16 protein-coding genes and 1 pseudogene are annotated in these 18051 nt (G+C 59.0%); 7 read left to right on the plus strand and 10 right to left on the minus strand.

Annotation, left to right across the window (positions count from 1 at the left end; translation table 11 throughout):
• Positions 1–432: 432 nt before the first annotated feature.
• The 6 genes from ACWKV9_RS10465 to ACWKV9_RS10490 are packed head-to-tail and all read left to right on the plus strand — an operon-like array spanning position 433 to position 6490.
• The gene (locus tag ACWKV9_RS10465) at positions 433–3348 is read left to right on the plus strand and encodes a monovalent cation/H+ antiporter subunit A (RefSeq protein ID WP_483836044.1); all 2916 of its coding nucleotides are present in this window, start codon (positions 433–435) and stop codon (positions 3346–3348) included.
• Positions 3348–3692 carry a Na+/H+ antiporter subunit C gene (locus ACWKV9_RS10470; RefSeq protein WP_483836045.1) on the plus strand — a complete coding sequence of 115 codons (345 nt, stop codon included), beginning with the start codon at positions 3348–3350 and terminating at the stop codon, positions 3690–3692. Before ACWKV9_RS10465 ends, ACWKV9_RS10470 begins: the two co-directional genes overlap by 1 nt.
• Positions 3689–5368: a monovalent cation/H+ antiporter subunit D gene (locus ACWKV9_RS10475; RefSeq protein WP_483836046.1), complete on the plus strand. Its 1680-nt coding sequence runs from the start codon at positions 3689–3691 to the stop codon at positions 5366–5368. Before ACWKV9_RS10470 ends, ACWKV9_RS10475 begins: the two co-directional genes overlap by 4 nt.
• On the plus strand, positions 5365–5853 hold the full coding sequence (locus ACWKV9_RS10480) for a Na+/H+ antiporter subunit E (RefSeq protein WP_483836047.1): 489 nt from the start codon (positions 5365–5367) through the stop codon (positions 5851–5853). Before ACWKV9_RS10475 ends, ACWKV9_RS10480 begins: the two co-directional genes overlap by 4 nt.
• Positions 5850–6128, plus strand: coding sequence for a K+/H+ antiporter subunit F (locus tag ACWKV9_RS10485; RefSeq protein WP_483836048.1), 279 nt, complete (start codon positions 5850–5852; stop codon positions 6126–6128). The genes ACWKV9_RS10480 and ACWKV9_RS10485 overlap by 4 nt, the downstream gene beginning before the upstream one ends.
• Positions 6125–6490 (plus strand): Na+/H+ antiporter subunit G, encoded by a 366-nt coding sequence (locus tag ACWKV9_RS10490; RefSeq protein ID WP_483836049.1) that lies wholly within the window; start codon positions 6125–6127, stop codon positions 6488–6490. The genes ACWKV9_RS10485 and ACWKV9_RS10490 overlap by 4 nt, the downstream gene beginning before the upstream one ends.
• A gap of 104 nt (positions 6491–6594) precedes the next feature.
• Here the strand turns inward: ACWKV9_RS10490 and ACWKV9_RS10495 are convergent, their stop codons facing one another.
• A complete protein-coding gene (locus ACWKV9_RS10495) occupies positions 6595–7062 on the minus strand; it encodes a hypothetical protein (protein ID WP_483836050.1) in 468 nt (155 codons plus the stop codon).
• A gap of 338 nt (positions 7063–7400) precedes the next feature.
• Here ACWKV9_RS10495 and ACWKV9_RS10500 point away from each other — a divergent pair, with 338 nt between their 5' ends.
• Positions 7401–7640 carry a DUF2789 domain-containing protein gene (locus tag ACWKV9_RS10500; RefSeq protein WP_483836051.1) on the plus strand — a complete coding sequence of 80 codons (240 nt, stop codon included), beginning with the start codon at positions 7401–7403 and terminating at the stop codon, positions 7638–7640.
• 654 nt (positions 7641–8294) lie between these two features.
• Here the strand turns inward: ACWKV9_RS10500 and ACWKV9_RS10505 are convergent.
• From ACWKV9_RS10505 to ACWKV9_RS10545, 9 genes and pseudogenes are all read right to left on the minus strand, one after another.
• Positions 8295–9140 (minus strand): annotated as a pseudogene (locus ACWKV9_RS10505) (DUF2235 domain-containing protein); the annotation flags it as partial.
• Positions 9141–9493: 353 nt separating this feature from the next.
• Positions 9494–9898: a TraR/DksA family transcriptional regulator gene (locus ACWKV9_RS10510; RefSeq protein ID WP_483836052.1), complete on the minus strand. Its 405-nt coding sequence runs from the start codon at positions 9896–9898 to the stop codon at positions 9494–9496.
• Between the two features lie 440 nt (positions 9899–10338).
• Positions 10339–11361, minus strand: coding sequence for an ABC transporter permease (locus tag ACWKV9_RS10515; protein WP_483836053.1), 1023 nt, complete (start codon positions 11359–11361; stop codon positions 10339–10341).
• A gap of 80 nt (positions 11362–11441) precedes the next feature.
• Entirely contained in the window at positions 11442–13010 is a 1569-nt protein-coding gene (locus tag ACWKV9_RS10520; RefSeq protein ID WP_483836054.1) for a sugar ABC transporter ATP-binding protein, read from the minus strand.
• Between the two features lie 69 nt (positions 13011–13079).
• A complete protein-coding gene (locus ACWKV9_RS10525) occupies positions 13080–14009 on the minus strand; it encodes a sugar ABC transporter substrate-binding protein (RefSeq protein ID WP_483836055.1) in 930 nt (309 codons plus the stop codon).
• Between the two features lie 72 nt (positions 14010–14081).
• Positions 14082–14282: a hypothetical protein gene (locus ACWKV9_RS10530; protein WP_483836056.1), complete on the minus strand. Its 201-nt coding sequence runs from the start codon at positions 14280–14282 to the stop codon at positions 14082–14084.
• 277 nt (positions 14283–14559) lie between these two features.
• The gene (locus ACWKV9_RS10535) at positions 14560–15579 is read right to left on the minus strand and encodes a Gfo/Idh/MocA family protein (protein ID WP_483836057.1); all 1020 of its coding nucleotides are present in this window, start codon (positions 15577–15579) and stop codon (positions 14560–14562) included.
• A gap of 181 nt (positions 15580–15760) precedes the next feature.
• Positions 15761–17698, minus strand: coding sequence for a 3D-(3,5/4)-trihydroxycyclohexane-1,2-dione acylhydrolase (decyclizing) (iolD, locus tag ACWKV9_RS10540; RefSeq protein ID WP_483836058.1), 1938 nt, complete (start codon positions 17696–17698; stop codon positions 15761–15763).
• Positions 17699–17713: 15 nt separating this feature from the next.
• On the minus strand, positions 17714–18051 hold a 338-nt coding region (locus tag ACWKV9_RS10545), incomplete at its 5' end, for a hypothetical protein (RefSeq protein ID WP_483836059.1).

The following is an 18051-nucleotide window of genomic DNA, read 5'->3' on the forward strand; positions in this document are numbered from 1 at the left end:
ACCGCATGCACCGGTTTCACTGCCGCTTTGCGCCAGATCGCCTGCAAGCGAGGCTCCTACGGGCTCCGCCCAGAATCAAAACGTGTGATCGCCGCAATCCCGCCTCTGCCCGAGGGGCCTGAGGTCGCCACATTCCGGCCTCTGCCCAAAGGGCCTGAGGTCGCCACGTTCCCGCCTCTGCCCAAAGGGCGTGATGACGCTGCATTACTGCTTCTGCCCGAGGGCGTAATGCCGCCGCATTCCCGCTTCTGCCCGAAGGGCGTAGGAGCTCACGGAGGTTACGACGTCAGCGATGGGATGCGCAGCGGCCCCGAGGGAAATCTCCTACAGTCAAATGCGTTGTTCTTTGTAGGATTCTGCGACACCTTGGCATTTGGTGATCCCGGATGCGCCACGTATGATCCTTGACATTTCCCCGCAGATTAGAAGCCTATGTCCCTGATAGTTCTACTGCTTCTGCCGTTCATTGGCAGCTGTATCGCAGCGGTACTACCGCATAACGCTCGCAACAGTGAATCCATCCTGGCTGGCCTGATCGCCCTGATCGGCGCGGTTCAGGTGGCATTGTGGTACCCGCAGATCGCCCACGGCGGGGTGATCCGCGAGGAGTTCTTCTGGCTGCCCAGCCTGGGCCTGAACTTTTCGCTGCGCATGGACGGCTTTGCCTGGCTGTTTTCCATGTTGGTCCTGGGCATCGGCACTCTGGTTTCGCTGTACGCCCGCTATTACATGTCTCCCAACGATCCAGTGCCGCGCTTCTTCTCCTTCTTCCTTGCCTTCATGGGCGCCATGCTCGGCCTGGTGCTGTCCGGCAATCTCATCCAGATCGTGTTCTTCTGGGAACTGACCAGCGTTTTCTCCTTCCTGCTCATCGGCTACTGGCATCACCGGGCCGATGCACGACGCGGCGCCTACATGGCGCTAATGGTCACCGGCGCCGGTGGCTTGGCATTGCTTGTGGGCATGATGCTGCTCGGGCATGTGGTCGGCAGTTATGACCTTGACCGCGTACTGGCATCGGGCGACGCCATCCGCGCCCATGCGCTGTACCCGGTGCTGCTGACGCTGATCCTCATTGGCGCGTTGAGTAAAAGTGCGCAATTCCCTTTTCACTTTTGGCTGCCCCACGCGATGGCGGCGCCCACACCGGTCTCGGCTTATCTGCACTCGGCGACGATGGTCAAGGCCGGGGTGTTCTTGCTCGCGCGACTCTGGCCCTCTCTGTCCGGCAGCGAGCAATGGTTCTGGATCGTCAGCGGCGCAGGGGCCTGCACTTTGGTGATCGGCGCCTATTCGGCCATTTTCCAGAACGACCTCAAGGGCTTGCTGGCCTATTCCACCATCAGCCATCTGGGTCTGATCACCCTGCTGCTGGGCCTCAACAGTCCGCTCGCTGCGGTCGCGGCGGTGTTTCATATCCTCAACCACGCCACGTTCAAAGCGTCCCTGTTCATGGCTGCAGGGATCATCGACCACGAAAGTGGCACCCGGGACATCAGAAAACTCAGCGGGCTGATAAAGCTCATGCCTTACACCGCGACCCTGGCGATGGTCGCCAGCGCTTCCATGGCGGGCGTGCCGTTGCTCAACGGCTTCCTGTCCAAAGAAATGTTCTTCGCCGAAACAGTATTTATCAGCGCGACCGACTGGGTCGAAATGGCTTTGCCGGTGATCGCCACCATCGCCGGGGCGTTCAGCGTCGCCTATTCCCTGCGCTTCACCGTGGATGTGTTCTTCGGTCCGAAGGCCACCGACTTGCCGCACACCCCCCACGAACCGCCGCGCTGGATGCGTGCACCGGTTGAATTTCTGGTACTGGCCTGCCTCATTGTCGGGGTGTTTCCGGCGCAATCGGTGGGACCGTTGCTGGCCGCAGCCGCGCGGCCTGTCGTTGGCGGGGAACTGCCCGAATACAGTCTGGCCATCTGGCACGGCTGGAACGCGCCAATGATCATGAGTCTGGTGGCCATGGGCGCCGGCATCGTGCTCTACCTGCTGCTGCGCAACCCGCTCAAGCGCGAACGTTTCAACGGCCCGCCGCTGGTGTCACGCCTGAACGGCAAGCGCCTGTTTGAGCGTTCGCTGGTGATTTTCATGCGCCTGGCCCAACGTTTCGAGCGACTGCTGACCACCCGCCGCTTGCAGGCGCAGTTATTTCTGATGGTGTTTGCAGCGCTGATTGCAGGCTTCGTCCCGATGTATTCCAGTGGACTGACTTGGGGCGATCGACCGAAAATCCCGGGCTCTGGCGTGTTCGTGATTCTCTGGCTGATCGCCATTGCCTGCGCCCTCGGCGCCGCCTGGCAAGCCAAATATCACCGGCTTGCAGCAGTGACGATGGTCGGCGTGTGCGGCTTGATGACCTGCGTGACGTTCGTCTGGTTCTCCGCGCCGGACCTCGCCCTGACCCAACTGGTGGTCGAAGTGGTAACCACCGTGCTGATTCTGCTCGGCCTGCGCTGGCTGCCGCGACGCAACGAAAACGCCGATGGCCCGCGCTCACGCAATCGAGCCCGTGCCCGGCGGATTCGCGATTTCGTACTGGCCCTGGGCGTTGGCAGCGGCATGGCGCTGCTGTCCTACGCCATGCTGACGCGAGCCACGCCCAACGCGATTTCCGAGTTTTACCTCAGCCGCGCCCTGCCCCTGGGCGGCGGCACCAACACGGTCAACGTTATGCTGGTGGACTTCCGCGGCTTCGACACTTTCGGCGAAATCACCGTTTTGGCGGTGGTGGCGCTGACCGTGTTCGCCCTGCTTCGGCGTTTCCGACCGCCCAAGGAAAGCATCCCTCTGCCAGCGCAACAACGCTTGCTTGCCCGGGACGTCGTCACTGATCTGGTCAACCCGCGCAGCGCCAGCGACACCGCGCTGGGCTTCATGATGGTCCCGGCGGTGCTGGTGCGTTTGCTGCTGCCAGTAGCGTTCGTGGTCTCGATGTACCTGTTCATGCGCGGGCACAACCAGCCCGGCGGCGGCTTCGTCGCAGGCCTGGTGATGTCGGTGGCGTTCATCCTGCAATACATGGTCGCCGGCACCCAGTGGGTCGAGGCGCAGATGAGTCTGCGTCCTTTGCGCTGGATGGGCACCGGGCTGTTCTTCGCCCTCGCCACGGGGATCGGATCGATGGCTTTAGGCTATCCGTTCATGACCACCCACACCGCGCACCTGAACCTGCCGCTGCTGGGCGATATCCATGTCGCCAGCGCGCTGTTCTTCGACATTGGCGTGTATGCGGTGGTGGTAGGTTCGACGCTGCTGATCCTCACGGCGCTGGCCCACCAGTCCGTGCGCAGCCATCGCCCTACTTCGCTGCCTAAACCGATCAACGTGAAAGGAGTCGCCTGATGGAAGAAGTCATCGCCATTGCCATCGGAATCCTCGCAGCTTCGGGCGTGTGGCTGATCCTGCGGCCACGGACCTTTCAAGTGGTCATGGGCCTGTGCCTGCTGTCCTACGGGGTCAATCTGTTCATCTTCAGCATGGGCAGTCTGTTTATCGGCAAAGAACCGATCATTAAGGACGGCGTGCCGCAAGACCTGCTCAATTACACCGACCCGTTGCCACAGGCACTGGTACTGACCGCGATCGTCATCAGCTTCGCCATGACTGCCCTGTTTCTGGTGGTACTGCTGGCGTCACGCGGTTTGACCGGAAACGACCATGTGGACGGCCGGGAGCCCAGCGAATGACGTGGATGAATCAACTGATCGTCGCGCCGATTCTGCTGCCGGTCCTGACTGCCGCCTTGATGCTCTGGCTGGGTGAAAAGCACCGCCCCCTCAAGGCGCAAATTAACCTGGTGTCAACGGGGTTGGGGCTGGCGATCTCGATCATTCTGATGATGTGGGTGCAAAAATCCGGGACCACCGGTTCCATTGGCGTGTACCTGCCAGGTAACTGGGAGGCGCCATTCGGCATTGTTTTGGTGGTGGATCATCTGTCGGCACTGATGCTGGTGTTGACCGGCATCGTCGCCTTCTGCGCCCTGCTGTTTGCCATGGCGCGCTGGGATCGTGCGGGTGCCAGCTTTCATGCGCTGTTCCAGATTCAGTTGATGGGCTTGTACGGCGCCTTTCTGACCGCCGACCTGTTCAATCTGTTCGTGTTCTTCGAGGTCTTGCTGGCAGCGTCCTACGGCATGATGCTCCACGGCTCCGGTCGCGCGCGGGTGTCGGCGGGCCTGCATTACATCACTATCAATTTGCTGGCTTCTTCGCTGTTTCTGATCGGAGCGGCGCTGATCTATGGCGTCACCGGCACGCTGAATCTGGCGGATCTATCAGAGAAAATCCCGCTGGTCGCTGAAAAGGATTTGGGTCTGCTGCACGCGGGCGCCGCCATTCTAGCCGTTGCCTTCCTGGCTAAAGCCGGGATGTGGCCGCTGAACTTCTGGCTGGTGCCAGCCTATTCGGCGGCGAGCGCACCGGTCGCTGCCCTGTTCGCTATCATGACCAAAGTCGGCGCCTACACCCTTTTGCGCTTGTGGACGCTGCTGTTCTCGGGGCAAGCAGGCGCCTCGGCATTTTTTGGCAGCGACTGGCTGATTTACGGCGGCATGGCGACGCTGTTGGTGGCTGCCGTGTCGATCATTGCAGCGCAACGCCTGGAGCGCATGGCCAGCCTGAGCATTCTGGTGTCGGCGGGGATTTTGCTGTCGGCCGTAGGCTTTGCCCAACCGAGCCTCACCGCCGGCGCACTGTTCTACATGGTCAGCTCGACCCTGGCATTGAGCGCGTTGTTTTTGCTGGCAGAGTTGGTGGAGCGCTCGCGATCGGCCAACGAGATTCCGCTAGAAGAAGATGCCGATCAGTTGCCCAAGGCTATGGAGGCGCTGCACCCGGTGCCGGGCACCAACCTGGATGACGAGCAAAAAGCCGTGGTCGGTCAGGTGATTCCGTGGACGATGGCGTTTATCGGCTTGAGTTTCGTGGTGTGTGCGCTGCTGATCATCGGCCTGCCGCCGCTGTCGGGATTCCTTGGCAAACTGGCGCTGATCAGTTCCCTGCTCAACCCAATGGGCCTTGATGTGGCGCAGGACGAGGCCATCGGTGCGGCGAGCTGGGCACTGATTGCGCTGCTGATCTTCTCCGGGCTGGCGGCGTTGCTGTCGTTCGCCCGCATCGGCATTCAGCGCTTCTGGACGCCCCACGAGCGCCCGGCGCCGTTGTTGCGTCGCTATGAGTGCCTGCCTATCGCGATCCTGCTCGGGCTGTGCATCGTGATGACGTTCAAAGCACAGGCGCTGCTGCATTACACCCAGGACACTGCCGCCGCGCTGCATGATCCACGGCAGTACGTACTCTCGGTGATGGCCACGAAAACCTTGCCGGGGCCGGTTAGCCTGAGCCCGGAGGTGTCGCCATGAAGCGATTGTTTCCTGCGCCCCTGCTGTCGCTTTCGTTGTGGGCGTTATGGCAGGTGCTCAACCTGTCTGTCAGTCCGGGCAATCTGCTGCTCGGCGCCCTGCTGGGCTTTCTCGCGCCGCTGATGTTCGCGCCATTGCGGCCGTTGCCGGTGCGGATGCGCAAGCCAGGGGTAGCGCTCAAGCTGTTCTTGCTGGTGGGGCGCGATGTGATCGTGTCCAACCTGTCAGTGGCGTGGACGGTCTGGCGCGCCGGGCACAGGCCACCGCGCTCGGCGTTCGTCAAGGTTCCGCTGGACCTGCGCGACGCCAACGGCCTGGCCGCGTTGTCGATGATTACCACCGTGGTGCCCGGCACTGTCTGGTCGGAACTGGCGCTGGACCGCAGCGTATTGCTGATGCACGTGTTTGATCTGGACGATGAGGCGGCCTTCATTGCCCACTTCAAGTCTGCCTACGAACGCCCGTTGATGGAGATATTCCAATGAGCGCGCTGCTGTCCAACGCGATCCTGCTCAGCCTGTTTATCTATGCCGTGGCGATGGTGCTGACGTTGATTCGCCTGTTCAAGGGGCCGTCTGCCCAGGACCGGGTGTTGGCGCTGGATTATCTGTACATCCTGGCGATGCTGACGATGCTGGTGCTGGGGATTCGCTATGCCAGTGACACCTACTTTGAGGCGGCGCTGCTGATCGCGCTGTTCGGCTTCGTCGGCTCTTTCGCGCTGGCCAAATTCCTGCTGCGTGGCGAGGTGATCGAATGAATGGCGTGGACGCTTTGCCGATCTGGGCGCAGGTGCTGACCGCTGCCCTGCTGGTGCTCAGCAGCCTGTTTGCGCTGACCGGCGCAGTCGGTTTATTGCGCATGAAGGATTTCTTCCAGCGCATGCACCCTCCTGCGCTCGCCTCAACCGTCGGCGCCTGGTGCGTGGCGCTGGCCTCTATCGTGTATTTCTCAGGCCTGAAGTCCAGCCCGGTGATCCACGCCTGGCTGATACCGATTCTGTTGGCGATTACCGTGCCGGTTACGACGCTGCTGCTGGCAAGAACCGGCTTGTTCCGCAAGCGCATGGCGGGCGACGATGTGCCGCCTGAGGTGAGTGACGGGCAGCAGGAAGGGAATTAGATATCGAAGATTTCTGTAGGAGCCAACTTGTTGGCGAGAAGCCGCGCTGCGCAGTGTCAGGTATGCAGCCTCGCGAATGAATTCGCTCCTACAGATTCAATCACTTACTCGCTGGGCTTGAAAACCAGTTCGCCTTTGCGCCATTTCGCCGCTTTGGCTGATGCAGTTTTCAGGATCTTGCTCAGACCGGTAACAATCTGCTCGTTGGCCGCGAACACCATGAAAATGGTGTGCGACTCCTTGAAAACGATGCCATGGCCGTCTGGGGTGTCGACGTAGGCATATTCGCCCAGGCCATAAACGGTCATCTTGATTTCGCGAAACTTCAATTCGAACTTGCCGCCTTCGCGGCTGGGCAACACGGCGGCGCGAAAATGATCGCCGACTTTGAGCTCCAGACGCGGCTTGTCATCGACGACCAATGCGGTCTCGGTGTCGATTTCCGACATGTAGATGCCATCGGGAGACTGCTCCAGCACATAGACAAAACGGGACTGGAACTGTTTAACCAACTTTGCGCGCAGATCACCAAGTACAAAAAGAGCATGGGTGTCCAGATTACTTACTGCCAATGTGCAAACTCCCAACCTGAAAAAGACCCCACCCGGCCATGGCGCCAGGCAACAGAAATGATAGCGATCCAACGATGCGCCCGAGTGCCGGGCGCTGGCACGAAGGGGATTCTACCGGCTCGCAGTCCATCCGCGATATATACCTTTCGTCCTTTATAGCTCGGATTTGCATGGCTTGAGGTGTTGATCGCGATGTCTTTGCAGTGTCAACAGGCCTGGCCGCCTCACGCCGGAGCGTAACTGCATAGAACTCTTGTGATGGCCTCGACTCACATGCAGCACAGGGCTGAACATACCGTATACGCCAGTGCGGGCCGCAAGCCCGACGAGGAGATGACATGGAACTCACTACGCCGACACTTGAAACATTGTTCGAACAGCTTGGCCTTGATTCGGATCAAGCCAGCATCGACGCTTTTGTTGACAAAAATGGTCCGCTACCCGACGACGTTAAAGTTTCCGAGGCCGATTTCTGGACCCCTCAGCAGCAGAAGTTTCTCAAGGGCGAACTGATGCTGGATGCAGAATGGGCGCCAGTGGTGGACGAGTTGAACGTGCTTCTGCACGAAGCCAAATAATCGTCCGGCCTCCGGCGCCGTTACCCAGCTACTGCGGATAGCCCGGCTGTCCGCGGTTGGAAACCTTATCCTTCCGCCCGCCGCTGGCGCATGCACAAACATGCTGTCACTCCAAAGACCCGATATGCCTCCCAGCGCTTTCCAATGTGCAGATCGATGAATGTAGCCACGAGACAACACCCGCGCTTCATGATCTGTCAGCGAAATCTTCCCGGCTTGGCCTTGTTCGATCAACTTACAGGCAATGGCTCGTAATTCCGGCGGCACACTGGAAATCAGAGCGTCGGGAATTGCCCCAAACGGCACACCCTGCTCAGTGGCCAACGCATGCATCAGCCGCAGATAGACTCCCGAAAGGTGCCCAAACACCCGTCGTTCAAGACTCACTGCCGCCCACACTTCCTTCACGCTGCGAAGGGACGGGATGTGACTCTCCCAGCACGTTACGCGCATGTATGCGTCTGTATCCCGGGGGTCGAGCCATTCAACGGGGTCAATGCGATCGAACTCGGCTTGAGTCTCGCGCCAGGCATCAGTGTCCTCGCTAAGGGTGCGCAGGCTCACGACGCTGCGCCGGGGTCGCGTCAGCAATACCTTTTCATGGGTTTGCACCGGGTAGCCGCCACCGATGTCGGAGTGCGCACCCGGTACGGTAATCTCCTTGGTCCAGCCAGGAGCAATACTGTTCAGTGAGAAGTTGCGCCGCAGTTCGTCCCCCGCTACAAGATGAATGACTTCCTCAGCGCAACCGGGCGGCAGGAACAGATTGACCCTTTTATTGATCGAGTCACTGACGTTACCCATGTCCGAAACACCTCCAACCGCTGCCACCGTATCAAACAGCCCGATCAGTTTGAGGCTGATGCAGCCATTGGCCCACTTGAACTGCGGACTCAACGGCAACTTTCGTTGCTTGATGATACCGTTAAGTAATCCCTTATTTTGTTTCAAAACTTCATTAGCCAAATGACGTGCAGCGGCGGCACCCCGGCTAAAACCAAATAGATCCAACTCTAGCGCAGCAATGGCGCAGCCGGGATTATGAGAGGAAAACTCAGACATGACTTTGCTTATCTTTTCGACACCGCGTGCAACTTTGGCAACTACACCAGTGTGACCCCGCCCCATACTCTGACCGGATATAAACGAATCACGACCGCCCGAAGTTGTACCAATGCCGCTGACATAAATTGAATGATACGCCTTGAGCCCAATGCCTGAATTGTTCGCGGTCGGTTGTTGGCGGTACAGATCAGCCAGGAGGGCAACGTTGGTCAGAGCAATGCTGTAGCTGCTGTTGGGGTCTGAGTGGCGGCCCCCACATTCCAGGATATGCACATTGTTATAGGTTTCAAACATTGCACGGCAGTCGGCTCCGATCTGGCTATTGACTCGATTATTCCCGGTGCCATCGAAGAATACGCCGATACGCAATGTCACTTCGAGCAGGCCGCTATTTGAAACTTCTTGCCTGATGTAACTGTTACGTAAGTTTTTCATGGATCTGTGCCTCGCAAACTGTAATCAATAGAAACACTGAATAACATTCAGTTATATTTGATACAGCTTGCGGGTTAGTGGCGAAACGTCAAGCTAACCATCAGCACTTCAGACAAGTCCCACACGCAGCGGCGACTTTATAAACACGCATTAGCGAGAGGTCTTACATAATTTCGAATTATGAGATTTAAAAGACAATGTGCTGCATCTGAAATCAAACGGGGGTTGAAGTGATTTCAGTGCCCGTCAAGCAGCTGAGTAACTGCAGGAGGTGTAATAGTGTGCGCGGCAGGAGGAGGAGCTGGCGGATCAAGCGAACATCCGACTGCCCGAAGGCAGTCAGATGAGACACATCAAGCCTGACGCTGGTGACGGTCGATCTGCTCGTGGCGTTCTTGCGCTTCGATGCAGTATTTGGTGGTCGGGCTGATCAGCAGGCGTTTCAGGCCGATGGCCTCGCCGCTGTCTTCGCACCAGCCAAACGAATCGTCGCCAATACGTGACAGCGCCATTTCCAGTTGCGGAAGCATGCGCTGATCACGGTCGATCACATTTACCAGCCAGTGACGCTCTTCTTCCACCGACGCCGCGTCAGCGGGATCGGCCGGGGAATCCAGGCTTTCGATGGCAATACGGCTCTGCTCGATGCGCGCGTGGATCTCGATTTTCATGGACTGCAACAGCTCGACGAAGAAAGCGTGCTGCTCGGCGTTCATGTAGTCATCGGCCGGCATCGCCAGCAACTTTTCCTTGGTCATTGATTTCTCTATAAAAAAAACGTGCATTAAGGCGAATTAAAGGAGCGGCTCAGCGTAGCCATAAAAGCGCCATAGTCTCCAAGCGCCACCTGGCACTCAATTTACGAGGGGCGGCAGTCTAAGGCCGGGTTCTCTACTCGGCAACACAATTGAACAAGATTCGCTCAACAAGTCCTAAGAACCCCGTGGGTATTGATGAAGACCCGCCTCCAGGTTCCCGGCACAAGCGCTTCTTTGACAGTACCAACGCATTCGCGGACAGGTCCGCTCCCACGGACTATGTACATAAACTGTGGGAGCGGACCTGTCCGCGAATACGCCAGCACGGTCAACCCAAAAGCGGAGTTGATGACAGGCTCTGACTCGGCATCAACCCTTGGGTTCAAACCCATTGAAAGCAAAAAGGGCCGCTCAGGCCCTTTTTTCCGTGCATCGACAGCTCAGCGTTTGAGTTTGCGCTTGTTGCGGTATTGGTCAATCACCACCGCCACCACGATGATCAGCCCTTTGATGATGTCCTGCACGTAGGCATCAACACCGACAAAGGTGAAACCACTGGCCATCACCCCCAGAATCAGTGCGCCAATGACAGTTCCGGTAATACGCCCGACTCCACCTGCCAGGCTGGTGCCGCCGATCACCGCTGCGGCGATGGCGTCCAGCTCATACGACACGCCCATGCCCGCTTGCCCGGTAGCCGCCCGCGCCGAGGCCACCACGCCGGCAAGCCCTGCCAACAAACCGGCGATGCTGTAAACGATCACCAGATGCCGTTTGACGTTGATCCCACTGGTGCGCGCCGCCTGCATGTTGCCGCCGATGGCGTAGGTGTATTTACCGTATTTGGTGTAGCGCAGGGCGATATGGAAGATCACCGCCACCACCAGAAAGATGATCACCGGCATCGCGCCCTGGCCGATGGCAGTGTAGGAATCATTGAGCATGCTCACCGGCTGACCTTCGGTGTAGAAGCGCGCCAGACCGCGGGCCGACACCATCATGCCCAGCGTCGCGATGAAAGGCGGTATCCCGGTAATGGCAATAATGCTGCCGTTGATCGCCCCTGCCAGCAGCCCGACCCCCAACCCCGCAAGAATCGGTATCCAGACCGGCAAATCAGTTAACGACGGGAACACCGCCCGCGTGTATTCAGAGGACTGCGCAAGACTCGCCGCGACCATTGCTGAAAGCGCCAGCACCGAGCCCGACGACAAGTCGATACCGGTGGTGATGATCACCTGGGTCACGCCGATGGCGATCAGGCCGATAATCGACATTTGCAGGATCATCAGCACCAGGCGCTGAGAATTCATGAGAAAGCTTTGGTCTCGAACGATCCAGCCAAACAGTTCGAAAATCAGGCCAATCCCGATCAGTACCAGGAAGATGCTCAGCTCTGTGGGCAGCCGGCGTTTGTGCTTGCTGGGCGCCGTGGCGGGTTTGTTATCTAGAATCGCGTTCATTTTCATGAATCCTTCTTGTTCTTCTAAGGTGTGTGCCGTTGAACAGCCCAGGCGCACAGCAATGTCGGTGAGCAACTCTTTCAATGAACAGAATTGCCGGACGCCAGGTGCATGACCCGTTCCTGCGTCGCTTCGGCGCGGTCCAGAGTGCCCATCAGTTCGCCTTCATGCATGACCAGCACCCGGTCACTCATGCCGAGGACTTCCGGCAGTTCCGAGGAGATCATGATCACCGCCATGCCTTCGCTGGCGAGAAAGGCGATCAGCCGATAGATCTCGGCCTTGGCGCCGACATCGATGCCACGCGTCGGCTCGTCCAGAATCAGAATGCGGGGGTTGGTCATCAGCCACCGCGCCAGCAGCGCTTTTTGCTGGTTGCCGCCAGACAGCGTGTCGATGCACTGCTCCAGCGAAGGCGTCTTGACCCGCAGTTTTTTGCACATGTCTTCGCAGAGGGCGCGCAGGGCTTTTTGCTGGACGAAGCCGCGCCCGGCGTAATGGGGCAGCACGGCCATTTCCATGTTTTCCAGGACCGATAGGCAGGGAAACAGACCGGTGAGCTTGCGATCTTCGGTCAACAGAGCAAATCCCTTCTCGATGGCGAAGTGCGGATCGCTGACCCGGACGCTGACACCGTCCAGCTGAATCTCGCCCCGGGTGCTGGGGGTGATGCCGAAAATGGTCTCAGCCACATTGGTGCGGCCAGAGCCCATCAGCCCGGCGATGCCGAGAATTTCTCCGGCGTGCAGGTCAAACGACACGCCGTCGAACACGCCATCCAGCGACAGGTCGCGCACCGACAGCAACAGCTTGCCAATGGGGGTATCACGCTCGGGGAACAGTTGCGTCACTTCGCGGCCGACCATCATCGAAATCAGGCTGTCGCCGTCCATGCTGTCAGCGCGCTGCAGTCCGATGTAGGCGCCATCACGGAACACCGCCACTTCATCGGCGATGCTGAACACTTCATTCATTTTGTGGGTGATATAGATGATGCCTTTACCTTGGGCGCGCAGGTCGGCAATGATCGAGAACAGGTGCGCGACTTCGGTTTCAGTGATGGCCGAAGTCGGTTCGTCCATGATCAGCACGTCGGAGTCATAGGACACCGCTTTGGCAATCTCGACCATCTGTCGCTCGGCAATGCTCAGATTGCCCACCAACTCTTCAGGATCAAGATGGATCCGCAGGCGCTCCAGCAGCGCTGCGGTGCAACGGTGCATTTCCCGGTGATCGACCATGTGAAAGCCGTTGAGCTGTTCACGGCCGATCCAGATGTTCTCGGCGATGCTCATGTGCGGCATCAGATTGAGCTCTTGATGGATCATGGCGATGCCCGATTGCAGGGCTGCCAGTGGCGTCTCGAAGGTGACCGGCTTGCCCCGCAGACGAATCTCGCCAGTATCAGGCTGATAGATGCCTGCGATGATTTTCATCAGCGTCGATTTGCCCGCGCCGTTCTCGCCCATCAGTGCCAGCACGCTGCCAGCCCGAACGCGCAACTGCACTTGGTCCAGCGCAATGACCCCGGGAAAGCCCTTGCTGACGTTGACGATTTCCAGCAAATAAGGCGACTCGGCACCCAGCGCGGCAGCGTCGGCACCGGCATCGGTTCTGGCAGAATTCGAAGCAGTAGCTGAAGCGAACATGATCACAGGCTCCTCACGCGACGGTGGCCGGGGACGTTGGCAGCGCACCCTGCCCCGGCACGTCGGTTCTTATTTGAAGGTTTTGACGTTTTCCGGCGTGATCAGCTTGAAGGGGATCACGATGGCCTGCTGGGGCAGCGCTTCCTTCTTCGCCATCTTCACAGCGGCATCGATGGAGCCTTCACCCTGGCCTTTGGCGTCCTGAAACACCGAAACCGTCAGATCGCCTTTAGTCACCGCATTCAGGCCGTCAGGTGTGCCGTCGACCCCGGCGACCAACACGTCTCCCTGCTTCTTGCCCGCCTGCTTCAGGGCCATGGCGGCGCCAATCGCCATTTCGTCATTGTTGGAGACCACGGCACTGAAGTCGCGGCCCTGGGTCAGCCAGTTGTTGGTGATGTCCATGCCTTTTTGCCGTCCCCAGGCCCCTTCCTGCTCTTCGGCAATTTTGATGTCAGGGTATTTTTTCAGAATCTCTTTCACGCCTTCGGTGCGGTCGCGGGTCGAGTTATTGGACAGCTCACCCAACAGAATCACGATGGTGCCTTTGCCATCCATCTTCTTGGCCAGGTATTCCATTTGCAGGCGGCCCGCTTCCTTGTCATCGGACGTCACCGAGGCGACGCCCGCTGGCAGTTTCGGATCATCGGGGCGGCGGTTGACGTAGACCAGCGGAATTCCTGCAGCAGTAGCAAGCTTGGTAATGCGCCCGGTGGCGGCGGTATCTACCGGATTGACGATCAGCGCGTCGACCTTCTTGCCGATCAACTCCTGCACCTGATCGAGCTGCTTGTTCACATCGTTACGGCCATCGACGAATTGCAGGTCAACGCCGCCCATGTCCTTGGCTTTCTTGCCCATGTCTTCGCGCATGTAGGTCAGGTAGGTGTCGTCGAATTGCGACATGGCCACGCCGATTTTCAGGTCAGCGGCCAGTGTCGCGCCGCTGCTCAGCATCAATGCCAGGGCCAGAGAGGTGAAACGAAGCTTGATATTCATGAACGGTCTGTCTCCACATTCTTGTTGTTGTCGTGAATTGGGTAGCGACTGTTGATTGTTCAAAGGGTCTGGTCAGAGGGAGTTTTCGTGACCTGAAGACAGCGGTTTGGAAAAGTGGGGATTCGAGAAATGCGCGACCGACCCTCCATGAGCACCGCACACCATCACGCCGTGGCTTTGCACGCACAGCACATGGGCAACGGTTTCGAGGGATTTATCGAAGAAGACGGCAATGGCGGGTTTGATGCTGCTGGCATATCTGAAGATATTCATCGACGGTACCTGTTTTTGGCTTTCTTGTTTTTGTGTCGTACGTCTGACCTGGCGCTGGAAGGCTCCGGCATCAGGTCTGGACGTCGATAGTCGGCAACCTGGAAATGACTCTATTGGAAAATAATTTCTAATTCAACCGCTTTTAGAATTTATTTCTATTTAAGAAAACTGATATCCCTGCAGGAGCAAATTCATTCGCGAAGCGTTGGGGCGCCCCACTCATCCGCTGCGCCTGTTGCACCTCTCGCGAGCAAATTCGCTGCTACAGACAGGCGACTCACAACACAATCACCCGCCCTTCCATTGCACTGGTGCGCGCCGCATCCAGAATCACCGCTGACTTCACGGCTTCTTGCGCATCCACCGGCAGCGGTCCACCACGTTCTACTGCCTCATGAAACAGCCGATAGAACTCGGGCCAGCAGCCGCGTTCGGACGGCACGCGCTCGCGATGCTCACCTTGTTCGAACCAACCCCAGCGGCGATGCTCCTCCACACCCCAGCGCTCGCCTTCGGATTTGGGTGACAGCCCTGCCAGCGCTGCTTCTTCCTGCCCGTCCAGACCGTCGACGCTGTAACAGCCAAGCGAGCCATTGACGCGAAACCTCGGCCCCTGGGCGTTCTGCAGGCAATTACCCCACAGGTGCGAGACCACCCCATTTGCGTGGGTCAGCGAGACGAAGAACCCATGGTCGACGGGCTGATCGGGCCCGGCGAATTCAAGCTCGGCGTACACCCGCTTCACCGGTCCGAATAACAGTAGCGCCTGATCGACCAGATGGCTGCCCAGATCACGCAACATTCCGCCGCCAGCAGGCTTGCCCACCGAATTGGGCGAGTAGCGCTCCACCCTGGACTCGAAGCGGGTGATGTTGCCCAGCGCCCCCTGATCAATGAGTTTGCGTACTGTGAGAAAGTCCGAATCCCAGCGCCGGTTCTGATACACGCCCAGCGGGACATTTTGTCGTGCACCAGCGTCCACCAGCGCTTGCGCCTGTTTGGCATCATTGGCGAACGGTTTATCGCTGATCACCGGCACGCCGAGTTCGATGGCTTCCAGGATCAGCGCTTCGCGTGAGGCCAAGGGCGTGGAAATCGCTACCGCTTCAATACCGGCAGCGACCATGTCGGCCAGCGTGTCGAACGCCGGGACTTTGGGGTAATCCCGGGAAAGCTCCTGGCGACGTTCCGGGGAGCGCGTGACTACCCCGGCAAACGTTGCGCCGGGCAAGCTGGCGATCAGCGGCGCATGAAAATAGCGCCCGCCTTTGCCGTAGCCGACCAATCCGATTTTCATCCGTATCTCCTTGTTCATTCAATTGGGGTCTAATCGCCCCCCGATTAATTGCGCCAGGCCGCAATCGCGTGGGAGCGGACCTGTCCGCGAAGACTTAAGCGCGGACGCTGCAGCTGCGTCGAATGCACCGGCCTCTTCGCGGACAGGTCCGCTCCCACGGGTCCAGCGATGGACTTAAGATTCAATACTTGCGGGCCTTGGCCAGCTCGGTTTGCGACTTCTCGTAAACCTGCGCTGTTGCGCCCTTGGTCGACACCTCAGCCACCCCCACCCGCCACCACGACAGGTAGCCGTGGATCATGGTTTTGGGCAGCACTTTGATATCGATCAGCGTCGACACAGTCTGTTTTTGTGCATCGATCAGCGCCGCTTCCAGTTCCGCCTCGTTGCTCACCCTGTAGGTCTTGCAGCCGTAGGCCGCCGCGCTCATGGCGAAGTCCACCGGCACGAAGTCGCCGTCCAGCAGCCCGGTTTCGGGATTCCGGAAGCGGAACTCAGTGCCGAAGCTGTCCATGCCGTTGCCCATCTGCAGGTTATTGATGCAACCGAACGTCATGTTGTCCAGCAGCACGATGTTGATCTTGCGCCGCTCCTGGATCGAGGTCGCCAACTCCGAGTGCAGCATCATGTAGGAGCCATCACCCACCAGCGCGTACACCTCACGCTCGGGCGCGGCCAGTTTGACGCCCAACGCCGCATTCACCTCATAACCCATGCACGAATAGGCGTATTCAACGTGATAGGTATCGACCCCGGTGCTGCGCCACGCCCGCTGCAAATCCCCTGGCAGACTGCCCGCTGCAGCGACGATCACCGCGTCCGTCGGCAGGCTCTGATTGAGAACGCCGAGCACGCGACTCTGGGTGAGGCAGGAGCCGGTCAGTTCGATGAATTCGCGCAGCACAGCCGGGTCCATGTGATCGTTGATTTCCGGGCTGAAATCCTGAGTTTCGTACTGGATCGAATAAATCCGGTCTACCTCAGCCTCCAGCGCCGCTTTGGCATCTTTGGGCTGATCGCCCCATGCCGCGCGATAGTCATGTTTATCCAGTGCATCGCTCAGACTTTCCAGCGCAACCCTGGCATCGGCCAGCAGTTGCACACCGTCCATTTTCTGCACGTCGAAGGCGCCGACATTGAGGTTGAGAAACTGCACGTCGGGGTTCTGGAATAGCCATTTCGAGGCCGTGGTGAAGTCGCTGTAGCGGGTGCCGACGCCGATTATCAAGTCTGCCTCTTTGGCCAGCGTGTTAGCCGCCAGGCTGCCGGTTTCGCCGATGCCGCCCATGTTCAGCGGATGGGCGGAAACGATGGCGCTCTTGCCCGCCTGGGTTTCAGCGAAGGGAATATCGAAGCGCTCAGCGAATGCCTGGAATGCTGCGTTTGCGCCGGAATACCGTACGCCGCCACCACAGATCAGCAAGGGCTTGCGCTTGCCTTTGAGCAGCGCCAAGGCGTCGTCGAGCATGGCCTGACTCGGTGGGCGACGATCAATGCGGTGCACGCGCTTTTGCAGAAAACTGTCCGGGTAGTCGTAGGCTTCGGCCTGCACGTCTTGCGGCAGCGCGAGGGTCACAGCGCCAGTGTCGGCCGGATCAGTGAGCACGCGCATCGCGTTCAATGCCGCGCTCATCAGTTGCTCGGGGCGATTGATTCGGTCCCAGTATTTGCTCACAGCTTTGAAAGCGTCGTTGGTGCTGATACTGAGGTCGTGGAACTGCTCGATCTGTTGCAACACCGGGTCAGGCTGGCGGCTGGCGTAGACATCGCCGGGCAGCAACAACAGCGGAATGCGATTGGCGGATGCAGTGGCTGCAGCGGTGATCATGTTGGCGGCGCCGGGGCCGACCGAGGAGCTGCACGCGTAGATTTTGCGCCGCAGGTGTTGCTTGGCGAAACCAATGGCGGCGTGGCACATGCCCTGCTCGTTACGGCCCTGGTGCACGATCAGGTCACCGCTGTCCTGTTCCAGCGCCTGGCCCAGGCCCAGCACATTGCCGTGACCGAAGATGGTGAACACCCCGGCGACGAATTTGCTCTGCACGCCGTCGACTTCGACGTACTGGTTATCAAGAAACTTCACCAGGGCCTGGGCCATGGTCAATCGTGTCGTGGTCATGCTCGCACCTTGTTGTTATTGGAGGTGATGAAGCAACTCTGTAGGAGCGAACTTGTTCGCGAGGCGGTGCATCAGGCAGACCGCGTTGCATGTCTCGCCAATAAGTTGGCTCCTACAGAAATAGTCATTGGCCGCTGCGATCCCTGTAGGAGCGCGCTTGCCCGCGAGGCGGTGCATCAGGCAGACCGCGTTGCATGTCTCGCCAACAAGTTGGCTCCTACAGAAATAGTCATTGGCCGCTGCGATCACTGTAGGAGCGCGCTTGCCCGCGAGGCGGTGCATCAGGCAGACCGCGTTGCATGTCTCGCCAACAAGTTGGCTCCTACAGAAATAGTCATTGGCCGCTGCGATCA

This window comes from Pseudomonas corni (assembly GCF_057128765.1).

Excerpts from the sequence above, each read along its gene's own strand:
- ACWKV9_RS10530 (WP_483836056.1), bottom strand. The coding sequence starts at position 14,282 with ATGAATATCTTCAGATATGCCAGCAGCATCAAACCCGCCATTGCCGTC.
- ACWKV9_RS10485 (WP_483836048.1), top strand. The coding sequence starts at position 5,850 with ATGAGCGCGCTGCTGTCCAACGCGATCCTGCTCAGCCTGTTTATCTAT.
- ACWKV9_RS10490 (WP_483836049.1), top strand. The coding sequence starts at position 6,125 with ATGAATGGCGTGGACGCTTTGCCGATCTGGGCGCAGGTGCTGACCGCT.
- iolD (WP_483836058.1), bottom strand. The coding sequence starts at position 17,698 with ATGACCACGACACGATTGACCATGGCCCAGGCCCTGGTGAAGTTTCTT.
- ACWKV9_RS10475 (WP_483836046.1), top strand. The coding sequence starts at position 3,689 with ATGACGTGGATGAATCAACTGATCGTCGCGCCGATTCTGCTGCCGGTC.
- ACWKV9_RS10515 (WP_483836053.1), bottom strand. The coding sequence starts at position 11,361 with ATGAACGCGATTCTAGATAACAAACCCGCCACGGCGCCCAGCAAGCAC.
- ACWKV9_RS10510 (WP_483836052.1), bottom strand. The coding sequence starts at position 9,898 with ATGACCAAGGAAAAGTTGCTGGCGATGCCGGCCGATGACTACATGAAC.
- ACWKV9_RS10480 (WP_483836047.1), top strand. The coding sequence starts at position 5,365 with ATGAAGCGATTGTTTCCTGCGCCCCTGCTGTCGCTTTCGTTGTGGGCG.
- ACWKV9_RS10500 (WP_483836051.1), top strand. The coding sequence starts at position 7,401 with ATGGAACTCACTACGCCGACACTTGAAACATTGTTCGAACAGCTTGGC.
- ACWKV9_RS10520 (WP_483836054.1), bottom strand. The coding sequence starts at position 13,010 with ATGTTCGCTTCAGCTACTGCTTCGAATTCTGCCAGAACCGATGCCGGT.
- ACWKV9_RS10535 (WP_483836057.1), bottom strand. The coding sequence starts at position 15,579 with ATGAAAATCGGATTGGTCGGCTACGGCAAAGGCGGGCGCTATTTTCAT.
- ACWKV9_RS10525 (WP_483836055.1), bottom strand. The coding sequence starts at position 14,009 with ATGAATATCAAGCTTCGTTTCACCTCTCTGGCCCTGGCATTGATGCTG.
- ACWKV9_RS10470 (WP_483836045.1), top strand. The coding sequence starts at position 3,348 with ATGGAAGAAGTCATCGCCATTGCCATCGGAATCCTCGCAGCTTCGGGC.
- ACWKV9_RS10465 (WP_483836044.1), top strand. The coding sequence starts at position 433 with ATGTCCCTGATAGTTCTACTGCTTCTGCCGTTCATTGGCAGCTGTATC.